This is a genomic window from Nonomuraea sp. NPDC052129 (assembly GCF_040680095.1).
Lineage (GTDB): Bacteria > Actinomycetota > Actinomycetes > Streptosporangiales > Streptosporangiaceae > Nonomuraea.
Map to the genome: position 1 here is coordinate 1 of NZ_JBFAVX010000017.1, position 22,841 is coordinate 22,841.

Genomic DNA, 22,841 nt, shown 5'->3' on the forward strand with positions numbered 1-22,841 from the left:
ATCCGTCGGCTGCTGGTCAGGGTTCGGGGCTGATCTGGTCTGATGCTGGTGCCGTGTCCTCTGGTGGGTGTGGCACCTCCTTTGGGTGTTCTTTGCAGACGCCGGTGGTGGCGTCGGGCAAGTTGAAGGATGGGTGGCTGATCCGCTGGCGGGTACGAGTGTCCACCGCTGGCGGGGTGGCGGGTTCGTGGTCGGAGTGGCAGGCCGGTCGGGTGGACACCTCCAAGCCGGTGGTGTCGGGGCTGTCGGCGTATCCGGGTCAGCAGGTGTCGGGGTTGTGGACGTTACCGTCGACACAGCCGATGTTCACGGGTCAGGGGGCGGATCCGGAGTCGCGGGCGTTGCGGTTGGAGGCGCAGGTCGAGCATGATCCGTCGGCTGCTGGTCAGGGTTCGGGGCTGATCTGGTCTGATGCTGGTGCCGTGTCCTCTGGTGGGTGTGGCACCTCCTTTGGGTGTTCTTTGCAGACGCCGGTGGTGGCGTCGGGCAAGTTGAAGGACGGCTGGCTGATCCGCTGGCGGGTACGAGTGTCCACCGCTGGCGGGGTGGCGGGGTCGTGGTCGGAGTGGCAGGCGGCCACGGTTGCGGTGAGCGGAACGGCGGGCAATGGCCTGGGCGCGGTACCGGCCACGCGTGGCACCGACGCGTGGACGTTGGCCTCGACCACGCCATGGCTGTATGCGAAGGTGACCGACGCCGGCGGATCGAAGCTGGTGCTGGGCGCGGAGATCGAGCACGATCCGGCCGCGACAGTGCAGGGCTCGGGGCTGATCTGGTCCGGCAAGGGCACCACCGCGTACGCCTCCGGTGGCAACGCCTGGGTGCAGGTGCCGACCGGGAAGCTGACCGACGGGATGAAGGTCCGCTGGCGAGTGCGCGGCGTCACCACCGCGGGCGCGGAAGGCGAATGGTCACCCTGGCAAAACGCCACCGTAGACCTCCGCAAGCCCAGCATTGACGGCTTGGCGATGAGTCCCGCGATTCGGGGCACGACGTCGTGGACCGCAGAGTCGTTGACGCCGTGGATGTACGCCAAGGTGACCGACCCGGAAAACCGGCCCAGCAAGCTCAATGTCGAGATGGAGCACGACCCGGCCACCGGTGACGAGGGCACAGGCCTGATCTGGTCGGGCACCTCTGACAAGGAATACGCGTCCGGGACCAACGCGTGGGCGGTCATACCGGCCGACAAGCTGACCGACGGCTGGCACATCCGCTGGCGGGCACGGGCCACGACCACCTCCGGCGTGTCGGGGCCGTGGTCGGACTGGGTGTACGCGACCGTGGCGGCGCTGCCGTTCGAGTCGTTCTCCCCGGCGCACAACAGCCAGGTCGGCACCCTGGCGCCAGTGCTGTCGGCGAACGCGCGGCCCTACAACAAGGGCGAGGTCAAGTACTGGTTCCAGATCTGCGCGGGCAGCGCACCGAACTGGCGCTGGTGCAAGGACTCCGCGGCGGAGACCAAGGATTGGACCACGCAAGGCGCTTGGCAGGTTGTCGACGAGCGGTTGAAGTGGGGCGAGACGTACTCGTGGATGGCCAAGGCGGCCACGACCTACACCACGGTGACCTCCTCGTGGCGGACCTTCACCCCGGTGCCGGAGCAGGGCAACATCAACGGGTTGCTGGCCGCCGGCACGCAGGGCCGCGAGTTCAACCACACCTCGGGTAACTTCGCGCACACCGCGACCGACGCCGCAGTGGCGGCGGTAGGGCCGCCGCTGTCGGTGAGCCGTACCTATAACAGCCTGGACCCGCGCACCGACGGGATCTTCGGCGCCGGATGGACGACCCGTTATGACATGCGGATCGAGGTGGAGCCGACTGGCAGCCTGCTGGTGACCTACCCGGGCGGCGAGCAGTTGCGGTTCGCGTCCCTAGGTAATGGCACCTACGCTCCGCCGCAGGGGACATTCGCGACGCTGGCCGCCGAGCAAGCGGGCGGCTGGCGATTGATGGACAAGTCGGCCACCTCCTACTGGTTCAACGCGTCCGGCCTCCTCACCAAGATCACTGATCATCGGGGACGGGCGCAGGAGCTGACCCGCGGCACCGATGGCAAGCTGACCAAGGTGACCGCGACGGGCGGGAGGTCGCTGACGTTCACCTGGGCGGGGAACCACGTTGCGAGCGTGTCCACCGACCCAGTGGACGGCAACCCGCTGACCTGGACTTACACCTACGAGGGTGATCAGTTGGTCAAGGTGTGCCCGCCGACCTCGGCGACCGCCTGCAACAGCTACACCTACGGAGAGGGCTCGCGGTACAAGAGCGTGATCACCGACTCGCGGCCGGAGTACTACTACCGGCTGAACGAGGCCGAGAGCCGCACCGGCACCACCATCGCGAGCGCGGCAGGCTGGAACGCCACCGAGGAGCAGGCCAAGCTGAACGGGCAGACGCCGGCCGACCTCGGCACCCAGGTACCGGGTGCGCTGGCCGGTTCGCCGGACACCGCGATGCGCTTCAAGGGGGCGGCGACTTCGACCTTCGTGCAGCTGCCGCGGAACACCGTAAGCGGCCAGGGCGGGGAACTGGCAGTCGAAGCGTGGTTCAAGACCACCGCCTCCGGCACGATCATCGGCATGCAGAACACCGCGGACAACACGCCGTCGGCGTCCATGCCGGTGGTGTATGTAGGCACCGACGGTAAGTTGCGCGGCCAGTTCTTCACCGGTCTCTCCACCATCGCGCACACCCCGATCACCTCCTCCAGAGTGGTGAACGACGCATCCTGGCACCATGTGGTGCTGTCGGCGACGGAGACCAAGTCGGCCACGAGCTCGACACCGGCGGAGCACACACAGACCCTTTACCTGGATGGCGTGGCCGTGGGCACGCTGGCTGGGGAAATCCAGCACGGCGACATGTGGGAGACCCGGATCGGGTCCGGTCATGCCTCTTCGGCCTGGCCGTTCACGGTCAGTACGGCCGCGGTCTTCCCGTTCAACGGCGACATCGATGAGGTGGCGGTGTACGGCAAGCCGCTCGGCATCGCAGCGGTGGCCCGGCACTTCGCGGCCGGGAAGCCGCAGCCGCAGTTGACGCAGGTGACGTTGCCGTCCGGCCGAGCCTGGGTGGTCAACACCTACAACCCCGACGGGGGCCGATTGGTCACGCAGATCGATGCCAACGGCGGCCAGTGGACCCTTGCGGAGCCGGTGTATCAGAAGCAGACGACGCTGTCGACGTTCATGACGGTAAAGGTGACCGACCCGAACAGCGGCGTGGTCACCTATGTGGCGGACGCGCAGCGCGGGTACCGGCCGGTGTTAGAGACCGATCAGGTCGGCGCGACCACCAGGTGGGCGTATGACGTGGGAGGGTTCCCGGCCAAGGTGATCGACGCCAACGGCAACGCGGTGGAGGTTGCGTTCAACGAGCGCGGGAACCTGCTGTCGAAGAAGACGTGCCGGACCACGGACAAGTGCCACACGGAGTACTACGACTATTTCGTGAACGTGGACAAGCCGTTCGACCCGCGTAACGACGCGAAGGTCGGCCAGCGCGACGCCCGGTCGGGCTCGGCCACGGACGAGACATACAAGACCTCGTGGACGTACAGCGCCTTCGGTGAGGAGAACAAGGCCACCACTCCGGCGACGGATGGCTTCCCGGCCGGCCGTAGCATGAGCAAGACCTACACCGACGGCACCGAGTCGGCGGTCGGCGGTGGTATGACGCCGGCGGGCCTGGTGAAGTCGGCCAAGGATTTCAAGGGCAACGAGACCACATACGCCCACTCCGCCGCCGGTGACCTGGTCAGCGAGACGTTGCCGTCCGGGCTGGTGAAGAAGTACAGGTATGACGCACTGGGCCGGGTGACCGCCACGACGGAGATCTCCAAGGCATTTCCCGAGGGAGTCACGACCACGGTCACCTACGACGGGCTGGGACGGGTGCTGACCAAGACCGGGCCTGGCGTCAAGAACGGCATCGACGGCAAAACGCACACGTTGCGTTTGTCGACTGCCTACAACGAGGACGGGCTACCGGTCACGGAGACCAGCGAGGACATGACCGGCGGGGATGCGCCGCGCAAGACGGTCTACACCTACGACGCGTACGGCAGACAGGCGACGATCACCGGGCCCGAGGGTGGCGTGGAGAAGTACACCTACGACCAAAGGGGGCAGAAGACCTCCTCCACCGATGCACGGGGCACCACGCTGGCCTACACCTACACCCCGCGTGGCGAGTCAGCCACGACGGTGCTGAAGGGGTGGACCAGCAGCCCGCTGGATCCGAAGCCGGCCACGGACGTGGTGTTGGAGTCCATCGCCTACGACCCGGCGGGGCGGATGGCCTCCAAGACGGATGCGATGGGCCGCACCACGACCTACACCTATTACGCGGACAGCCTGCCGCTGGAGCAGATTGCCAAGGGTGCGAAGCTGAACGGCTCTCCCACAGGCCGGGACGTCGTGCTGGACTCGAGGGTGTACGACGCGGCAGGGCAGCTGGTACGGCAGACCACCGGGGGCGGCACTCTTCGCATCGACGCGACGTTTGACGAGGCCGGGCGGAACACCTCGCAGGTGGTAGACCCGGAGAAGCTGGCGCGCAAGACTGTTTTCACCTACGACGCGAACAACAACGTGGTGAAGGTGACGCGGACTGCGGCGGGCACTGACCGGGCGGAGACGACAGAGTACGCCTACGACGTGCTCAACCAGCCGGTCCGGCAGACAGTTCGCAACGAGGGCGCTGATCTCGTCACCACGCTGACCGTGGACGACCGCGGCCTGGTAACCGAAACGACCGACCCGCGGGGTAACGCCTCGGGCGCCACGGCAGCGGACTTCACCTCGACGTTGACCTACAACGAGCTCGGCCTGGCGACGCTGCTGCAGATGCCCGCCGTCCAGGTGGAGCGGAACGGCGGGGCTGCGGCCAGCCAGCGGCCCACCTCGAAGCTGGGCTACAACACCTTCGGTGAGCGAACCCACCAGCTGGACGCGGAGGGCCGCGCCATGACGACGGCCTATGACCGGGCCGGGCGGGTGATCACGCAGACCGCCCCCACATACACGCCGCCGGGTGGGCAGCCGATCACACCTACCACGACGAGCGAGTACGACGCCGCCGGGCAGTTGGTCAAGGCAACGGACCCGCGTGGACAGGTCACCACCGCTGTCTATGACGGGCTGGGCCGCAAGGTTCAGATGAACCAGTCCCAGGCGGGCACCTCCTGGAGCTACGGCTTCGACCTGCTCGGCGAGGCGTTGTGGACGACCGACCCGACGGGGGCGCGGTCGGAGTCGACATACGACGATCTGGGGCGGCAGATCACGCTGACCACGATCGAGCGCAAGCCGGCACCGGGTATCTATGTCACCAAGCAGGAGTACGACGACGCGGGACGCTTGGTGAAGACCACCCGGCCCACCGGGGATGTGTCGACTCGTGCTTACGACGCAACCGATGCGATGGTCAAGCACACTGACGCGCTCGGGAACACGACCACGTTCGGTTTCGACTTGGCCGGCAGGCCCGTGTCGACGACCAACCCGCTCGGGCTGACGTCACAGGTCGTCTATGACCTGGCCGGGCGGAAGACCGAGACACGGGAACTGGACGCGGGTGAAACTCTGTTACGTACTCGGAAGATCGGCTACGACCTGGCCGGAAACCCGGTCACCTCGACCTCCGCGTCCGGGCACACGGTGACCAGGACCTTCGACGCGGCCAACCGTGTCACGTCGCTGGTGGAGCCGGTCTCGGAAACTGGGACGATCACCAGTTCGTTCGGCTATGACGCCGCAGGAGCGCAGACCCGCGCAACCAACGGCCGCGGCCACTCCACCTACACCAGCTACAACAGCCTGGGCCTGGTGGAATCGATGATCGAACCGCCCACTGCCCAGTACCCGGACGCCAAGGACCGCACCTGGACCACGACCTACGACGCGAGCGGAAACCCCGTCGCCACCCTCGCGCCCGGCGGGGTGAAGGCGGAGCGGACCTTTGACGAGCTGAACAGGCTCATCAAACAGACCGGATCCGGTGCGGAGGCGGAGACCGAGACCAAGACGTTCGGGTATGACCTGGCCGGACGCGTGATCGCCGCCAACGACCTGACCTTCACGTTGAACGACCGCGGTTTACTGCTGAAGACCAGCAGTGCGGTCAGCGGCGACCTGAGCACCTACGCCTACGACGCCAACAAGCGGCTGGTCGAGCGCGTCGATGCCACTGGCACTTCCGCCTTCACCTGGGATGACGCTGACCGGCTCACTCAGTCGGTGGACCCGGTGTCGGCCGTGACCATCGGCTACAGCTACGACAAGGCGAGCCGCCTGGTCGGGATGTCATACGGAGCCAATGGTGCTCGCCGTACGTATGACTATGACGGGTTGAACCGGCTCACCAAGGACACGCTCACCACCTCGGCCGCGACGCCGATTGCGTCCATCGAGTACGGCTACGACGTGGACGACAACATGACATCCAAGACCACCACAGGTACGGCAGGCGCGGGCAAGAACACCTACGCCTACGACTGGGCCAACCGGCTCACCTCCTGGACCGGCCCGGACGGGACGAAGACCGACTACGGCTGGGACGCTGCCGGCAACCGCGTCAAGGTCGGCGACAAGACCTACACCTACGACGAACGCAACCGCCTCACCTCCGGTGACGGGCGGACCTACACCTACACCGCCCGCGGCACTCTGGCCGAAGAAGGCGGCGGCATGGTGCGCATCACCAAGTTCGACGCCTTCGACCGCATGGTCAGCGATGACGGCGTGCAGTATGACTACGACGCCCTCGACCGGGTCGAAACTCGCACCTACAGCGGCAAGACCCAGCGCATGGCCTACGACGGCGTCGGCAACAACCTCGTCACCGTCACCGACACCGCCACGGGCAACAAGACCGCGATGTTCGGCCGGGACGCTCTTGGCCGCACCCTCGGCCTGTCGGATGGTGCCGGCGCCCAGCTCGCGTTCTGTGACCTGCGCGGCGACCTCATCGGGGCCTTTTCCGCCACCGGAACCTCACTGATCGACTCGGTCGCCTACAACCCGTTCGGGGAGGTCACAACTCGCACCGGAGCCGCCCACACCCTCGGCTATCAGGGCGGCTACACCGACCCCAGCACCGGCAAGATCAACATGGCTGCCCGCTGGTACCAGCCCACCACAGGCAGCTTCATCAGCCGCGACACCCTCACCCAGAACCCCGACCCCAGCGTCCAGCTCAACCGCTACACCTACACCAACGACAACCCCCTCACCAACACCGACCCGACTGGTCTCGCGAAGAAGCCCCAGAATAAGAAGACCAGCGCGAAGAAGACGAGCAGCAAGAAGGATCTGACGCCTAAGCAGGAATACGCCGCCTGCAAGAAGCAGAAATTCGCGAACAAGAACGGAATCAACTGCGAGGACGAGGCGGATCTCGCTACTTTCAATAGGGATTGCAAAAATGGGTATTCGGGATACGGTGATGCAGTTGATGCCTGTAAATCAGCGTCCGACCAGCTCAGCAGTTGCTATTTCAAGAGCGGGAAATATAAGGCGTGTGAGAACAAGGCGGTTGAGACGGCCTGCGGCGAACGCCCGCTCAAGGGGGAAAGAGCCTGTCATGAAGCCATGCCCGGCTATAAAGCATGCCGGAACACGGACATAGATCGGACGATCTGCATAGAAGGCACGCATGAGTATGGAGTCTGCAGAGGGACAACTGATGACACCGGCCCCAACAAGGGAGTCTGTGCTGAGGCGACCCGCGAGTACCAGGATTGCCGGCAGCAAGGAGAGGACGCCGAACCCATCTGCCACAAACTTCGGGACACCTATGTGCGCTGCAGATCGACGGGCGGAATCGGAAACGCGAAGAAGAAGGAGAAGAGGTTCGGGCAAACCGCCGATGAGTGCGGAAGCGTCGCCGACCAGTACATGGACTGTGTAAAAGATGGCCACGCGGCACCTGACTGCGCGTATATCGGCCTGATCCAGTCCGAGTGCCTCGCAAAAGAAAAGGGGACCGAGAAGCAATGCAACGGCCTCGCCGAAAAGTTCGCCTGGTGTCTGGCGAATCCAGCGCACAAGTACTGTGATGGCAAGCCGGACAGCAAGTGTGAGTCGCAGAAGCTGACTGGCATAATGAGCTGCAAGGATTACTACTATGCGCCCGAAATGTGGCTGATGCAGAACAAGCTGAATGACTGGGAGGGAGGATTGGGTTCTCCTTGTGAATTCAGTAGCATTGTCACTCAGAATGAGAAGGCAGAATCCATCTGTGCCATCGTCGGACTGGTTGGAGACGCTATCGTTCAGAAGGGCATAGAATGGTACAATAATAAATGGACCGATTTCCGTGAAAAATTCCCGGGCTGTGGCGGCTGGGTTCACTACACGTTTGTTCCTCGGCAAGAGGATACGGGGTTGGTGAATCCGATCTTCAAGCCGGATTGTCATTGATTCCGGTGCGATCAACAAGTGAACCCAGGAATGGTATGCGACCGCTCTTGGCCGCGCTGAGTGTCGCCATCCTGTTGATGGCGGCGCTGGCCGGATCTGAGGCGGCCAAGCGGCCAGTGTTCGAGAGGTGTGGAGGCGTGCAGGCTGCATCCCTCGAATGCAGGCAAGCAAGCGCGACAGTTTCCGAATGCCGGCAGGGATCTGAATATTGGGGAGATGTCGTCTGTGAAGGCGCTCTCCGCGTCGTCGACCGGTGTGTGCGCCTGGATGTCAAGGGTGCGGGAGCGTCAACCTGTGCGGCCCTCAGCTCTGATTACCTGAGCTGCGTCGAGCGAGACTTGTCCCCCGTGTCGTGTCAAGAGGTGGGCATAGTTTTTCTTGAATGCATGCGGCAACTTGGGCAGACGGAAAGAAGTTGTCGGGAGGAGTGGGGCGAACTGGTCAAATGCAAAATACAGGGCCTCGACCCTGAACTCTGTCCGGTAACCGGAAATCCCAGACCGTGGCGTGTTCGCCCAGCGTTATGAGCTCGGCGTCCTGAGCGCGCCCAGGTAAGAGCTGCGCCTGCCGAAGAAGATCAAGCTGACCGATGTCCGAGGCAAGGGCCGCGGACATCGCCCGTGCGTTGTCCCGGCCGCCCATGCTCGCTTGCCGGCGCGGCAGGGTATCGGCAGGTGTTACAGCAGGGATCCGGCGAGTGGGATGTTCTGTGTCCGCAGGGCGCCGGTGACCAGCCGGGCGATCCGACGGGCGCCGTACGCCTCGAAATGGGTGTGGTCGTTGCAGAAGAACTGTCCGACCGGCCCGGAGGTGTAGTCGCCGTTGTTGGGGCACAGGCCCAGCGAGTTGTAGTAGTCGACGCTGAGGGTCTGCAGGTCGATGATCGGTGAGCCGGTGGCGGCGCCGGCGGCGGTGGTCTGGGAGACGAAGCCGCGGTTCTTGACCGCGGTGCTGCCCGAGCAGGTGATGGCCGCGACGGCGGTGAGCAGGATCGGGTGGGCGCCGCGGTCCTTCGCCGCCTGCGCCATCATCGTCATCAGCGCCTGGTACCGCGCGGTGCCGACGTGGCGCGGGCAGGTCGTCGAGCTGTCGTTGATGCCGAACTGGATGAACAGGTAGTCGCCGGCCTTCATGCCGGTGAGCATCTGCTGCCACCGGGAGGAGTAGGTGGTGGAGCTGAGGACGCACTCGCCGTTCGAGCCGATCGTGGAGGTCACGTTCCCCTCGTAGAGCCAGGTCTGGATGCTGCGCCCGGCGACGGCGAGGTTGTCGACCACGATGTTGGTGTGGAACAGCGAGTCGAATTCGGTGGCCCAGCCCACGGGGCAGGTGGAGCTGGGGTTGGCCATGGTCGAGTCGCCGGCCATCCAGACGGTGGTCGTCGCCGCGGCGGCGGTCGCGGCCGCGTTGGCGACCCGGGCGTCGCACCCGGTCGCGCTGGTCACCGTGGCCGAGGCGGGGCTCGGGGCGGCCAGCGACAGGGAAGCAACCAGGGCAGAGGCGATGGATAAGAGGACCTTACGCATGGTTTCTCCTGTCACCCAAATGGCGAAAGGACCGCGTCAGCTATTGTGAGCGCTAACATTCAACTTCGTGCGCGCCATTGAGGGATAGCGGTGATGGCACAGAGCAAATATGACGCCGCCGAGGCATGTCAATGGCGGTGTCAGCTCTCCGGCCACTGTCGAGCGCGAAGGTCTTCTTACCGGGCATTGCCTCGCCCACGCGGGGCGTACCCGATGAAAATTTCAGTGGTCGTGGCAGCAGGCGACTCGGGCTCCCTCGAGCTCGGCGGGGTCGTTCCACCAGTGGCTCGCCGCGCTCTGGTGGACGGGGACGCGGTCCTTGACCTTGCCGGAAGGCGCCGAGGCCGCGGGTGTCGCCTGGTCGGTGGTGGAGGAGGACGGGTAAGGCGCGAGGAGCTGCTCGACGGTGTGGTGTCTCCCGCCGACGACGACGGCGGTGACGTTGGCGGCGTCCTCGATGCGGGACAGCGGATCGCCGTCGATGATGGCCAGGTCGGCGTACATGCCCTTGGCGATCCTGCCCAGCGGGAGGCCGAGGTAGGCCCCGGACGTGCTGGTCGCGGAGGTGAGCGTTTCCCGCGGGGTCAGGCCGTACTTGACCATGGCGCGCAGGTTCATGTGCAGGCTGATCCCGAGGTGATCGATCGGCGCGTCGGTGCCTGCGGTGACCACGCCGCCGCCGCGGATCATCGCCGTGAGCTGCGCGACCTGGTTGGCGAGGTTCGTCCGGATCACCTGGACCGCCGTCGGGTCGGCGGTCTGGGCCGTGGTGACCGTCGCCCGCAGCGCGGCCATCCGCCAGTTCGGGTAGAGCCGGCGGACTCGTTCGTCGGTGACCAGCGAGGTGTCGTCCCGGTAGAGGGTCGAGGAGTTGAACAGGGTGGGGGTTCTGGCCATCTTCGAGGCGTTGAACATGGAGATGACGTCCGAGTAGGCGGAGCCGACGTTCGTGACGGTGCGTGAGTAGCCGAACCGGTTGGTGGCGCCGACGTGCTCGGTCTGGTCGCCGCCCATGGCGATCGCCGGATAGTGGTAGTGCGAGCTGACCGGCTTGCCCTGGCGGTGGGCCCAGTCGATGACCTCCCTGTGCCAGACGACGGGTAGCCGTACGTAGCACTTCATCATGTCGTAGTCGAGGGCGGCGGCCCGCCGCAGTTCGAGCAGCAGTTGGTCGTGGGAGTACGTCGGGCGCATGAAGTTGTAGTAGATGCGCGGCCCGTCGATGGCCTCGCCCGTGCCCAGGTAGCGCGGTGCCAGCCGGGCGCCGGACTGCACCGACTCGCGCTCCTCGACCATGTGGTACGCCGGTGAGCCAGGTGAGCGTGTCGTGGTGACGCCCAGGGCGAGCCACAGCGGACCCTGGCGCGATCCGTACGCGTAGCCCTGCATCTCGCGGTGATGGTGGATGTCGATCAGGCCGGGCATGACGAACCTGTCGCGGGCGTCGATCCGGGTGCCGGGCCTGCCGTCCCGGTGCGGCTCGATCGCGGCGATGCGCTGGCCTCGTACGATGATGTCGACGTCGCGGACGACGCTCTTGGAGACGCCGTCCCACATGCGCCCGGCGTGAATGACGACCTGATCGGGGCCGGTGTCGTTGCGCCAGGTCAGCTTCATCGGAATCGACCGGGCGGGCTTGCCGTCGAGGCGCACGCTCTTGAGACGTCCCTCGTTCAGGTAGAGGAGGGTGGCCGAGCCGCCTGCCCAGACAGGGGCGTCGGAGACCTCCCGGGTGACCTGACGGGCGCTGCCGGTGGGCCGTCCGGTCTTGTCGACGGGCAGGACCCACAGGAGCGATTCCATGGCGAAGGCGAGCATGGTGCCGTCAGGTGACCAGACGGGTCCGTCGTCGCCACGGGTCTGCAAGGACCGGTGTGGCGCGGGGTCGATGTACGTGCCGGCACCCGTGGCCCGGTCGACGAGCAGGATCTTGGACAGTCCCTCACGGTAGCGTCGTGAGTACGGCACCACCGCGGCCAGCGCGAGAGTCTTGCCATCGGGTGACCAGGTCGGGCGGCCTGGTTCGAAGGTGGCGTCGAAGATCTTCTGGATGTCGCCGGTGGAGACGTCCACCACCCACAGGGCGCCGTCCTGGTCCAGGTAGGCGATCTCCCTCCCGCCGGGTGACCACCGGACCGACAGGGCGGCCGAGTCGGTCAGATGGGTGATCTGCCGGTCGGCGCCGGTGCTCAGGTCGCGGACCCAGATGTTGAGGGTGCCGGTGCGGTCGGTGACGAATGCCAGTTGCCGCCCGTCCGGGGAGAAATCCGGGTCGGCTTTCCACCAGTGGTCGCGGAAAAGCGGTTCCGGCGTGCCACCGCCGCGCATCAGATAGATGTCGTTGAGCGCGCGGAAGGCGATGGCGGACCCGTCCGGGGACACGGCCGGGCTGCCGATTCCGACGACGGGGAATGACCCGGGCTCGTCGAATACGCGGACCTTCTTCTTGTACTTCGGAGTCGTCGTCGTCAGCGCGGCGGTGAAGCCGATGGTGCCGACGGACGCGGAGTTGAGGCGGCGGACCTTGATGGTGCCCGCTGAGGTGTAGTAATAGCGTCCGTCCGGGGCGAACCGGGCACGGAACGGGAAGACCTCCTCGCCGGTGACGAGGGTGCCCGCGGTGCCGGCCAGATCATTGGCGCCCGAGTGGAAGAGGTGGTAGGCGAGGTCGGTGCCGTTCGGCAGCCAGGACGGCTGGTGAATGACCTGACCGGCCGGGACCGTGACCGCGGTGCTGCGCGTGCCGGTGGCGACCTCGATGACGTCGATCCTGGTGTCGGCGACGACGAACGCGACCTTGCTGCCGTCGGGTGACCAGGCCGGCTCGTACTCCTCGGCGGAGGTGTCGGTCAGGACGCGGGTCGCTCCGGTGGCGACGTCGAGCAGGTGGATCCCGTAGCTGCCCCCGGCGTCGGAGGAGTAGGCGACGGTGCGCCCGTCCGGGCTGTAGCGGGGCTCGCGGTGATCGTACGGGCCGGTGGTCAACTGCGTGATCGCGGACCCGTCGGGCCGAATCGTCCACAGGTTGAAGACGCCGTCGCGGTACGACTGGAACACGATGGTGCCGCCGTCCGGGGACCAGTCGGGCTGGGCGATGTCGTACAGATCGCTGGTGAGCCTGCGGGCGGTGCCCCCGGAGACGGAGCAGACCCACAGGACGCCGAGCAGGTCGAGAGCGAGCAGGCGGCCGTCGGGGGAGGGCGCGACGGCGTAGTCGGTGCCGGAGACGACGGCTGTCTTACCGGCGTTCGCCGCTACGCCTGCCCTCGCCGGTGCGGCCGGGGTGAGGACGGTGGCGAGGGCGGCACCGGCGCCCGCCAAGACGGCCCGGCGGGACGGGCGTGACATCGATCCGGAGGCGGAGGTGAACGCGTCGGGAGAAACCGGCGAGTGAGACATGGGGGGATTTCCACTCCACTATTCACGCATGGTCAGGTGGCCGTCGAGCAGAGGCGGGCTGACGCGTTCAGTGAGGGCAGTGGGACCTGGTTGACCAGAGTGCGTGCATAGGAATGTACATACGTCGGTCAACAGAATTGGTCAAGAGGAGCCGGTGAGACGGGATCGCGCGCCGGCGAGTTCCCACAAGCGGCGCGCCGGGTCCGGGGTGTCGCCGAGCGCGCGGCGCAGCGCGGCCACGGCCTGTGGCGCGCCCGGCTGGTTGTAGGCGAGAACGTGGGGGAGGACGACCGAGTGCGTGGGGGCGTGGGGAAGGTCCAGCGTCCCGCCGAGGCTGTGGCACAGCTTGTGATGCAGCGACATCGTGGTGGCGCCGAGGCAGGCGCCGCTCAGCCAGGCTTCGTACTGGGCCTGCTCGCGGGCTTCGAGGTCACCGGTGTCGCGTACGAGGGCGGGCAGGGCAGTGGTGAGGGCGCGGACGCCCGCTCCTCAGGACGGAGCACCACGTCGAAGTGGACGGTGCGGAACGGGTTGGGCAGGCCGGCCTCGGCCGCCCGGACGGGGTCGTCGATGGTGGGAAACTCGCGTACGAGGCTGTCCTTCACACCGAAGACCGCGTCGGAGTCGACGTAAGGCGTGTCCGCGACGAACAGGTGGGTGACCAGGGGCCGGAAACCGGTGGCCCGGACGTCGAAGTGCACATGGGCGGGCCGGTTCGGGTGGCGCCCGGTCGCCTGGAGCAGCCGGCCGACGGGCCCGTCGGAAGGGATCGGGTAGTACCGGGGCACGATCGACCGGAACCAGAAGCGTCCCTCGTCGTCGGTGGTGAACAGCCCGCGCAGGTTGCGCTCGGGTTGCCGCTCGGGCTGCTGTACGTCGTAGAAACCGTCCGCGTTGGCCTGCCACACGTCCACGGCGGCGCCGGGCACGGGAGTGCCATCAGTTGCCCTGACCGTGCCGGTGACCAGGCACGGCTCGCCCTTCCCGTCCAGCGCGATGTCGGCGCCGAGCTCACGTGGTGGCGACTCGACCACGTGGAACGGCCCCTCCACGGTCGACTCCGTGGCCTCGCCCGCACGGTTGTTCATGGTCTCCACCAGCATGGACACGCCGAGAACGTCGGACAGCAGGATGAACTCCTGCCGGAGCGGCGTACAGGTCGCGCCCACCTCGGTGAGGAAGCCGATCGCGGCCGTCCACTCCTCGATCGTGGGCTCGACGTTCTTGACGAACGCGTGCAGGTGCCGTACGAGCGAGGTCATGATGGCGCGCAGGCGCGGGTCCGGGGTGTCGGCGAAGGTCGCGGCGACGATCTCGGCGGAGTGCTCCTCGCTGAAGTGCGCCGCAAGTGCGGTCATGTCGGTTTGATCCTCACATGATGATGTGAACTGCTATTCCGGTTAGACGCTTGAGGTTGTCAACCATCTCGCTACACTTTCGCGGTGAGTAGTATCGACGCGTACGCCTCCCGACGCGGTGATCGCCGCGGCGGTGGAGGGCGCGGCCGGGTCGCTGCACTCCCATGCCACCTTGATGCGGGTGTTCATGCTGCTGGGCACCCAGAACCCGGCGGTCTTCGAACACGGTTCGGCCGTCAGTGTCCGGGGCAATCAGGTCTTTCGCGACACGATCCTGCTGGCGGCGCCGGCCCTGCGGCATCACCTGGACGTCGAGGCGGCGATCGACTTCGCCTATCGGATGATCTACGCGACCTGCGCCCACCGGATCATCCACGGTGAATACCTGGAGTCGCGCCGCCCCCTGCCCTGGCCGGAGCTGGTCGACCAGTTGCGGCGAGCCGTCACGGCCTACCTGCTGAGCTCCCGCTGAGTCGTTGACGACTGTGAACCTGCATTCACACTCAATGCGAATATGGGTTTACATTACCGCCGACAAAGTACAGAATGACGCACGCCATGGCCGAGAGCACGGTGAGGAACAACCATCCGGGCGGCTTGGTGATCATGCGTCACCATAGCGTCCGCAGCTCGGGGGGAGCGGCCCGGGTGCGGGTGTCAGGTCGTGCCGAGGGCCTTGCGCAGGACCTGGATGGCCTGTTCGACGGCGCCGGTGGTGGCGGCGGTCTGCCGGAGCGGGTTGAGCATCATGAAGTCGTGCAGGATGCCGTTGTAGCGCAAGCTCGTCGTACGCACTCCGGCCGCCAGGAGCTTGCGCGCGTACGCCTCGCCCTCATCCCGCAGCACGTCGTTCTCGTCCACGATCACGAACGCCTCGGGCAACCCGGTGAGGTCCTCCAGGCTCGCCCGCAGCGGCGAGGCGGTGATCTCCGCGCGCCGGTCGTGGTCCGGCAGGTACGCGTCCCAGAACCAGGCCATGGCCTTCGCGGTCAGGAAGGGCCCGTTGGCGAACTCCCGGTAGCTGCCGGTGTCCTGGGCGGCGTCCGTGACCGGGTAGTAGAGCGACTGGTGGACGAACCTCACGTCGCCGCGCTGCTTGGCCAGGATGGCCAGGGCGGCCGTCATGTTGCCGCCGACGGAGTCGCCCGCGACCGCGAGGCGGGCGGCGTCGAGCCCCTCGGCGGCACCGTCCCGGGTGATCCAGCGGGCCGTGGCGTACGCCTGCTCGATCGCCACCGGGTACCGCGCCTCCGGCGAGCGGTCGTACTCGACGAAGACCACGGCGGCCTTCGCCCCGACGGCCAGCTCGCGGACGAGCCGGTCGTGCGTGCCGGCGTTGCCGAGGATCCAGCCGCCGCCGTGGACGTACAGGATGACGGGCAGCGCGCGGGTGGCGCCCGGGGGCTTGATGATGCGGACCCGTACGTCCCCGACCTCGGCCGGTACGGTGATCCACTTCTCCTCGACGTCGAGCTTGTCGATCGGGGCGGCCTGGATGTCGTCCAGGACCTTCCGGGCGCCCTCGGGGCCCAGTTCGTACAGGAACGGGGGCTTCGAGGTCGCGTCCGCGATCTCCTGCGCCGCCGGCTCCAGAATGTGCTCAGTCATGAGACGTCCCCCTGGTCGTCATGGATGCTCGAGCCCCCCCGGGCTCACGTACCCGCAATCCGGGGGGCGAACGCACGGTCATCGTGACCCGCGCCGAGGAGGGAGGCAGGCAACGCGAACGCCTCGCCACGGTCCAAGCGATTAGCCGGGCAGTCGCGAGGAGCTCGAGTTCGGCGTGGCCGCACTGCTGGACGCCATCGCGGCCCGGATCGCGCCCCGGCTGAGAGATGGTTTCTTCCTCAGCCGCCGGTGAAGACCTCGATCCAGAAGCGCTGGCGCTCGCCGTCCACTCCCACCAGATAGGTGGCCTTGAGCTTGGGCGGAAGCAGCGGAGCCAGGCGAGCGGCCGTGCTCCGATGGGTGCGAAGCTGCGGGAGCTCGGCGTTGGCCAGGATGCGGTGCACGACGTCGCTCGCGTCCGTGCCCTCCGTGCCCTCGTCCGCCGCCCGGCGCAGCCGCTCCGCCCAGCCGTCCAGGTCGGCGGCCAGCTCGCGGAGCCCGGTCACCTGACGGTCGGCGAGCCTGGCCTCCAGGTCGGCGAGGGGGACCGGTGCGTACTCCCCGTCGCCCAGGTAGATCTTCGCCATCTCCAGCGGCAGTCCGCGCCCGTGCAGCCTGATCAGCCGCTCCAGGGTGCGCTTGGTGATCCAGGCGCGCCCTTCGTCGTCGATGTCGTGCTTCCACCACTCCAGCACGGTCTCCGCGACCGCGCCGTACCGCTCGATCAGCCACTCGTTCGCCGGGATGTCGTCCGGGCCGATGTCCAGGGAGACCGTGAAGCGGGAGGCCTGCGCGATCGTGTTGCGCGCGACCAGCAGCTTCCGGCCCAGATGGTACGGCGGGTTCTGCAGCGCTACCTGGCCCTTGAGCCCTTCGATGCGCCGCCCGGCCAGCGACCACTCCTGGGTGATCTCCATGAGCCTGGCGAAGGCCGACCTGTCCTTGGGCCGGTTGTACTCGTCCCACACGATCGCCTTCGGCTCTGGACCGATGAAGATCCCGGCGAGCAGGTTGTCGAGCGTGCCGTCGGCGGTGGGGAGGGGCACGCAGAGATCCTCGACGTTGGTGACGGGCAGCGAGAAGTAGATCGGGTCGCGGCCCAGTTCGTCCCGGACCACCTCCTTGACCACCTCGGTCTTGCCGCAGCCTGGCGGACCCTGGATCAGCACGGCCCAACGCCGCCGCAGCGCCTCGCGGACCACCCTCCGCACCGCGTCGGGCAGGTGTCCGGGCGCGGGCACGTCCGCGCCCGCGCGGCGCAACTCCGCGACGATCTGCTCCAGGATCCGCGGCGCCTCGTCCTGGCCCGGCGTGCCGTCGGCACGGGGTACGGCCAGGCACAGCCGCTCGCCGTTGACCAGGGGCAGCCCCCACCGCGGCGGCAGCCCGGCCAGCGCGCAGTCGAGGACGTGCTCCAGCGTGCGCGGTGACAACAGGCGGCGTAGCTCGGTCGGCAGCGCGGCCCAGACGCGGAAGACCCCGGACAAGTCCATGTCGCGGAACTTGTGCGAGAGCGCCCGCCGCCACGCCGTGTCGGCGGCCGTGATGCGCAGGGTGGCCATACGGTCCAGGATCGCGAGGTCGGAGCGGCGTGCGGCTGTCTCGGCGAGCGACTCGTTGTCGGTGAGGAAGACGCCCGCGCAGCCGAGCGCGCGCAGGTCGTGCTCGCCCAGCGTCCACGAGCAGGCGATCTGCATGAGCTGCGACTGGACGGTATCTCCGGCCTGCAGCGAGTCGTCGATGAGCAGGACGAAGGGGCGGCCGGGCTTGAGCTGGCGCGTGATGAGCTGGCGCAGGACGAACTCGCCGTCCTGTCGTACCGGGGCGTTGACGAGGAGGTCGTCAGGGGCCAGGTTGGCGGCGGGCACGTACACCAGTCGGTACCTGTCCCTGAGGTGGGAGAAGAACGTCGAGGTCTTGCCGATGCCGTGCCCGCCGAAGATCTGGCCGGTGATGCCCAGGTCGATCATCGCGTCGATGAAGTCAGCCAGCTTGGACGTCACCTGTGTTCCTCCCATGGATCCCAGTAGAGCGGGGTAGAGCCAGCAATATCATCTGATTTGTGCGCGAGGATGATCTGCAGGTGTGCCTGAGGGTGCTCTCTGAGCTGGCCGAGGCGCCTGACGGCGATCCCGATCTCGTACGTGTCCAGCACGCGGTCAGCGCCTTCATCAAGAGGACGCGCCGGAACGAGCTGGCCAGGAAACGGCGGCAGCGCGCGGAGGAGGACGCGGCCGCGCTGGCCGCCGGGGCCGCTCCGGTCATCACGACCGGCGCTCCTGGCCCGGTCGAAAAGGTCGGCGCCTGGCCGCCTGCCCCGCGGGCCGCCCTGTCGCGCCGCATCGACAGACTGACCAGGTGTTACGCCTGTAAGGCCCACTTTCGTGAGGTCGATGAGCTCTACGACCGGCTCTGTCCGGTGTGTGCCGAGGAGAACAGGCGGCGGCGCACGGCCCGCACCGACCTCACCGGCAGACGTGCCATCGTCACCGGCGGCCGGGTGAAGGCCGGCTTCGAGCTGGTGCTGAAGATGGTGCGGGACGGAGCCGCGGTGACCGCGCTGACCCGGTTCCCGCAGGATGCGCGCCGCCGCTTCGCCGCCGTGCCCGACTTCGGTGAGTGGTGCGACCGGCTCACCGTCACGGGCATGGATCTGCGTGACATCCCCTCGGTGGTGCGGTGGTGCGACGAGCAGGTGGCCGCGGGCGAGCCGCTGGACATCCTGGTGAATCTGGCCGCCCAGACCGTGCGCCCGCCCGCCTCCTCCTACGAGGCGCTGCTCGCGGGTGAGAACACGGCCGAGCTGACCACGGGGCAGGTGTCCCTGCCGGAGGGCACGGTGGACGTCGCGGGCCTGCTCCCCGACCCCTCGCCGGACAACTCCTGGACCCGGCTGGTGCACGAGATCGACCCGCTGGAGCTGCTTGAGGTGCAGCTCATCAACGTGACCGCGCCGTTCCTGCTGATCGGCAGGCTGCGCCCGCTGCTCGTGCGCTCGCCGCGCCCGCGCAGGTACGTGGTGAACGTCTCGGCCGCCGAAGGCCAGTTCGGCCGGGCGTACAAGGGGGCCGAGCACCCGCACACCAACATGGCCAAGGCCGCGCTCAACATGCTGACCCTCACCAGCGCCGCCGAACTGACCGCCGCAGGGGTCTATCTCACCAGCGTGGACCCGGGATGGTTCTCCGACCAGCAGCCGGACCCGGATCGGCGGCGCAGGGCCGCCGCCGGGTTCCAGCCGCCGCTGGACGTGGTGGACGCCGCCGCCCGCGTGTATGACCCGATTGTGCGTGGTGAGGCCGGCGATCCGCTGTACGGATGCCTGCTGAAGGACTACCGCGTCGCCCCCTGGTGAGGTTCAGACGGCGACCGCGCCCGCCGTGGCGAGCAGCTCGGGCAGGGTCCCGACGAAGCCCTCCTGGAGCAGCCGCAGTGCCACCATCCACGCCTCGGGACGCCCGCTGAGATGCCGGTGGACCAGTTCGGCCAGCCGGCGCAGCACTCGGAGATCCGGCAGGGCGCCGGTCGGGGGCGCGAGCACGGTGTCGGGCGAGACCATGGACAGTACTTCGTCAGTGGTGAGTTCGCCGCGCTGCCGCAGCGCGGATGCCACAACCGGGTTGTAGAGCGCTTCGGCGTCCCAATGGGACCGCTCGCCTGGAGCCCGTAGGCGGCGGCGCGGTCCAAGACCGGTCTCGTCGGTGACGAACGGGCGCAGAGGCACGTCGCCGTCCCGGCCGAGCAGCGTGCGTACCGCAGCCGTGCCACGCAGGCCCGGCAGCCACAGTGACTCCGTGTACAGGTCGAGCGCCTCAGGCGGCAGAGCAGCGACTATCTGCTCGGCGGTGAGCGTGGCCGCGACATAACCGTTTCCCGCGACCTTCACCAACGCACCCGCGCCGATGATCGGAAGGCGGTCGCGGACCAGCGCGAGCAGCGCGGGCGACGGGCTGGGAACGAGTGGCGCGAGCTCGGGATGATCGGCGATGGCCAGGAGGAGTAGCTCGTCGGGGATGTCCGTGCGCTGGGCCATCAGCCTGGCCGCCCGGTAGGGCAACGGTCCTTCGCGCCGTCGTCGCTCCGGCTCGCCATCCAGCAAGGCGCGCCAGTCCACCCGGGGAATCGACGGGTGCCGCCGGTGGACGAGCGAGCGGGCCAGCATACCGTTGCCGAACGGCGCGCAGCCGGCGACGTCTGCCAGCTCAGCGGCCGAGCGCAGCCATTCGGGGCGTCGTACGCGCTTGCTGAGCTCACGCAGCCGCGCCGCGCCTTCCTCACCGGTCAGGGCCGCCCGCACGTACGCGCTCACGCTCGGCTCCGACTCGTCAGGACCCCAGCGGACCTCGGGCAGCACGCCGTGCCCCACCAGTTCGGCGAGCTCAGCGGCACGCCCTGCGTCCAGCAGCGTCCGGCATGCCCGGACCGCACCGTGCGGATCCGCGCCCCTGCCGAGACTCCGGAGGGCTTGGGCCGCCGTGCCGGGGTCGGCCGCGTAGAGCAGCAGGGACTGGTGCCGCTGCGTGACCGCCTTGTTCCGCACGTCCCAGGGAAGGAGCACTGGTGTGACGCCGTCGTGGCGGGAGGTCTGGTGCGCGAGCTGCCTGAGCAGGTTGCGCGGCATCTCGCCAGAGAGGAACAACTGGCCGTTGACCTGGGGGTCGTCCAGATCGAGTAACTGGCCGAGCAGGGACGTCTCAGGATCGAGGAGCGCCTTCGCGTGTGGGAGGCGCTTCTTGCCCGGACGGCGCAGCAGGGCCTCGGCGACGGTCCGGTTGAGCATGCCGTAGCTGATGGAAGCGCCTTGGGTGAGCGGATCACCGAGGAGCATGTCCACCTCGCCCGGGGCGGCGAAGCGCAGCAGACCAGCGGTGCACGCGTGGATGTCGCGAGCCCTGACGAAGGTGGCGGTTGGGGCATTCACGGTTCGACACCGTAAGGGCTGAGATCATCCGGCGCCACCGGGTGTACGCGGTGGCAGGCCATCTGCGGTCGGTGCCGGTCCGGCCAGTCGTCGCCGGTCGGCGTGATCAGCCAGATCCACTTGTCGGGCTCGGCCGGCGTGATCGGAGGGGCATGGCCGTCGGTGAGCACGATCACCGCGTCCGGATGCTCTTCGAACCGCTCACCGTTCACCGGGTGCCGACCTTCGACATAGTCGCGGACCAGGCCGAAGTTCGTCCCTCCGCCGCCGTGCACGCGCTCACCCGGACGGAACGGCATGACCGCGCCGTCGAAGCTCAGCCAGTGCGCCTCTACCCCGTCCACCTGCCCGACCAGCTCGGTCACCCATCGCACCACCGAGTCCGGCATCGATCCCGAGGTGTCCAGGGCGATCACCAGCCTCTTCACTCGCTCCGGACCGCGCCGGGCCAGCACGGGGTCGTGCCCGAGCGCGGCCAGCAGCGCTCCGCGCTTCTTCGGATAGATCAGCCGCTCGCCGGGACGGAGCTTGGCGGCCAGCACGTCCACCAGCCACTGCTGCCACCAGTGCACCCGGCGGATGGCGACGGTACGACCGCGCAGGGCGTGCGCGCCGAGATCGTCCCAGAGCCGGTCCACGCGTTCGCCGGCGCCATGGGTGCGGTCGAGCAGGTCGAGCAGTTCCCCGTGGGCGAGCGCGCTGCCGCGCCTGGCCGCGATCAGCACGCTGCGCAGCACGTCGGAGCCGATCCTGTCCACGGTCTCCTGGTCGAGTCCGTCGCCGTCCAGGAGGAGGTGCACGCACAGCGGTCCGGGCACGGGCGGGTTCCGCATGCGGCGCAGCTCCCGGTAGACATCCATGTCCGTGGCCACGAACTGGTCGTAGTCGAGCCAGTCGAGGCCCTGCGCCTCCAGGTCCTCGCGGTAGGCGCGGTGGATCACGCCGGGATCGACGCCGACAGGCTCGCCGCCGATCTCCGGCAACCCCGCCTGGCGCAGCCGCACCATGGCGACGTGATTGATCGTCACCTCGCAGGCCAGCGTGAAGACCTGGTCGTCGCGCAGATCGGGATCGGCGAAGAGGTGCCGCTGCACCAGGTGTCGGGCCTCATGGAACAGGACGAAGCGCACGCCCTCCAGCCCCAGGGCGACGAAGAAGTCAGGGTTGTAGAGGAGCAGGCAGGCCCCGTCGCCGGAGGCGAGCACGGCCGCGGTGTCGACGGCCCTGGTCGGGATCTGGTGTGCGCACTTGCTGTAGATCCAGGACGCGATCGTGCTGTGCGTCATGCCGAGATCGAGCAGTGCCTGCTCCTTCAGCCGCCGCGCCCGTGCCACCGTCTCCTCGTCGGCCGGCCGCCAGCGCTCCAGGGCACGGCGGTCGGTCAGCTCCACCACGGGAAGCCTGAGCCTGCCCCTCTTTCCGTACACCATCCGCCAAGCGTGGCGGAATCAGACGCGGGTCACCAACTGACATACGCCGGCGCTCGTGCCGCAGTCCACGCAGATCGGGGGGAGGCGGCGGGTTTGTCCCCCGTGCGAGCTACTCGCGAGTGTCCACTGCGCGGTGACGATTCCCGGTCGTCGGATCCCTAGCGTTCTCG

At 67.8% G+C, this 22,841-nt stretch carries 12 protein-coding genes; 3 read left to right on the forward strand and 9 right to left on the reverse strand.

Annotation, left to right across the window (positions count from 1 at the left end; genetic code table 11):
- Positions 1 to 385: 385 nt before the first annotated feature.
- Entirely contained in the window at positions 386 to 1,339 is a 954-nt protein-coding gene (locus AB0L53_RS31965) for a hypothetical protein (RefSeq protein ID WP_364001723.1), read from the reverse strand.
- Between the two features lie 256 nt (positions 1,340 to 1,595).
- Here AB0L53_RS31965 and AB0L53_RS31970 point away from each other — a divergent pair, with 256 nt between their 5' ends.
- Positions 1,596 to 8,429, forward strand: a complete 6,834-nt coding sequence (locus AB0L53_RS31970; protein ID WP_364001726.1) for an RHS repeat-associated core domain-containing protein — start codon at positions 1,596 to 1,598, stop codon at positions 8,427 to 8,429.
- Positions 8,430 to 9,106: 677 nt separating this feature from the next.
- Here the strand turns inward: AB0L53_RS31970 and AB0L53_RS31975 are convergent.
- The 4 genes from AB0L53_RS31975 to AB0L53_RS31990 form a co-directional block, all read right to left on the reverse strand.
- Complete coding sequence (locus tag AB0L53_RS31975; RefSeq protein ID WP_364001729.1) at positions 9,107 to 9,955, reverse strand: SGNH/GDSL hydrolase family protein; 849 nt, start codon at positions 9,953 to 9,955, stop codon at positions 9,107 to 9,109.
- 222 nt (positions 9,956 to 10,177) lie between these two features.
- Positions 10,178 to 13,303 carry an amidohydrolase family protein gene (locus tag AB0L53_RS31980; RefSeq protein ID WP_364001732.1) on the reverse strand — a complete coding sequence of 1,042 codons (3,126 nt, stop codon included), beginning with the start codon at positions 13,301 to 13,303 and terminating at the stop codon, positions 10,178 to 10,180.
- 192 nt (positions 13,304 to 13,495) lie between these two features.
- Positions 13,496 to 13,813, reverse strand: coding sequence for an iron-containing alcohol dehydrogenase (locus AB0L53_RS31985; RefSeq protein WP_364002234.1), 318 nt, complete (start codon positions 13,811 to 13,813; stop codon positions 13,496 to 13,498).
- On the reverse strand, positions 13,744 to 14,712 hold the full coding sequence (locus tag AB0L53_RS31990; protein WP_364001735.1) for an intradiol ring-cleavage dioxygenase: 969 nt from the start codon (positions 14,710 to 14,712) through the stop codon (positions 13,744 to 13,746). Before AB0L53_RS31990 ends, AB0L53_RS31985 begins: the two co-directional genes overlap by 70 nt.
- A 118-nt stretch (positions 14,713 to 14,830) precedes the next feature.
- On the opposite strand from AB0L53_RS31990, the gene AB0L53_RS31995 reads away from it, so the two are divergent.
- Positions 14,831 to 15,184 (forward strand): hypothetical protein, encoded by a 354-nt coding sequence (locus AB0L53_RS31995; RefSeq protein WP_364001738.1) that lies wholly within the window; start codon positions 14,831 to 14,833, stop codon positions 15,182 to 15,184.
- A gap of 185 nt (positions 15,185 to 15,369) precedes the next feature.
- Here AB0L53_RS31995 and AB0L53_RS32000 read toward each other — a convergent pair whose 3' ends face one another.
- Positions 15,370 to 16,320: an alpha/beta hydrolase gene (locus AB0L53_RS32000; RefSeq protein ID WP_364001741.1), complete on the reverse strand. Its 951-nt coding sequence runs from the start codon at positions 16,318 to 16,320 to the stop codon at positions 15,370 to 15,372.
- 239 nt (positions 16,321 to 16,559) lie between these two features.
- On the reverse strand, positions 16,560 to 18,323 hold the full coding sequence (locus AB0L53_RS32005) for an AAA family ATPase (RefSeq protein ID WP_364001744.1): 1,764 nt from the start codon (positions 18,321 to 18,323) through the stop codon (positions 16,560 to 16,562).
- Positions 18,324 to 18,382: 59 nt separating this feature from the next.
- On the opposite strand from AB0L53_RS32005, the gene AB0L53_RS32010 reads away from it, so the two are divergent.
- Positions 18,383 to 19,675 (forward strand): SDR family oxidoreductase, encoded by a 1,293-nt coding sequence (locus AB0L53_RS32010; RefSeq protein ID WP_364001747.1) that lies wholly within the window; start codon positions 18,383 to 18,385, stop codon positions 19,673 to 19,675.
- Between the two features lie 3 nt (positions 19,676 to 19,678).
- Here AB0L53_RS32010 and AB0L53_RS32015 read toward each other — a convergent pair whose 3' ends face one another.
- Both AB0L53_RS32015 and AB0L53_RS32020 read right to left on the reverse strand, forming a co-directional pair.
- Complete coding sequence (locus tag AB0L53_RS32015; RefSeq protein WP_364001750.1) at positions 19,679 to 21,241, reverse strand: hypothetical protein; 1,563 nt, start codon at positions 21,239 to 21,241, stop codon at positions 19,679 to 19,681.
- Positions 21,238 to 22,671 (reverse strand): hypothetical protein, encoded by a 1,434-nt coding sequence (locus tag AB0L53_RS32020; RefSeq protein WP_364001753.1) that lies wholly within the window; start codon positions 22,669 to 22,671, stop codon positions 21,238 to 21,240. Before AB0L53_RS32020 ends, AB0L53_RS32015 begins: the two co-directional genes overlap by 4 nt.
- Between the last annotated feature and the right edge of the window lie 170 nt (positions 22,672 to 22,841).

Coding starts and splice junctions, on each gene's coding strand:
- AB0L53_RS31990 (WP_364001735.1), bottom strand. CDS start 14,712: ATGACCGCACTTGCGGCGCACTTCAGCGAGGAGCACTCCGCCGAGATC.
- AB0L53_RS31980 (WP_364001732.1), bottom strand. CDS start 13,303: ATGTCACGCCCGTCCCGCCGGGCCGTCTTGGCGGGCGCCGGTGCCGCC.
- AB0L53_RS32000 (WP_364001741.1), bottom strand. CDS start 16,320: ATGACTGAGCACATTCTGGAGCCGGCGGCGCAGGAGATCGCGGACGCG.
- AB0L53_RS31975 (WP_364001729.1), bottom strand. CDS start 9,955: ATGCGTAAGGTCCTCTTATCCATCGCCTCTGCCCTGGTTGCTTCCCTG.
- AB0L53_RS32020 (WP_364001753.1), bottom strand. CDS start 22,671: ATGGTGTACGGAAAGAGGGGCAGGCTCAGGCTTCCCGTGGTGGAGCTG.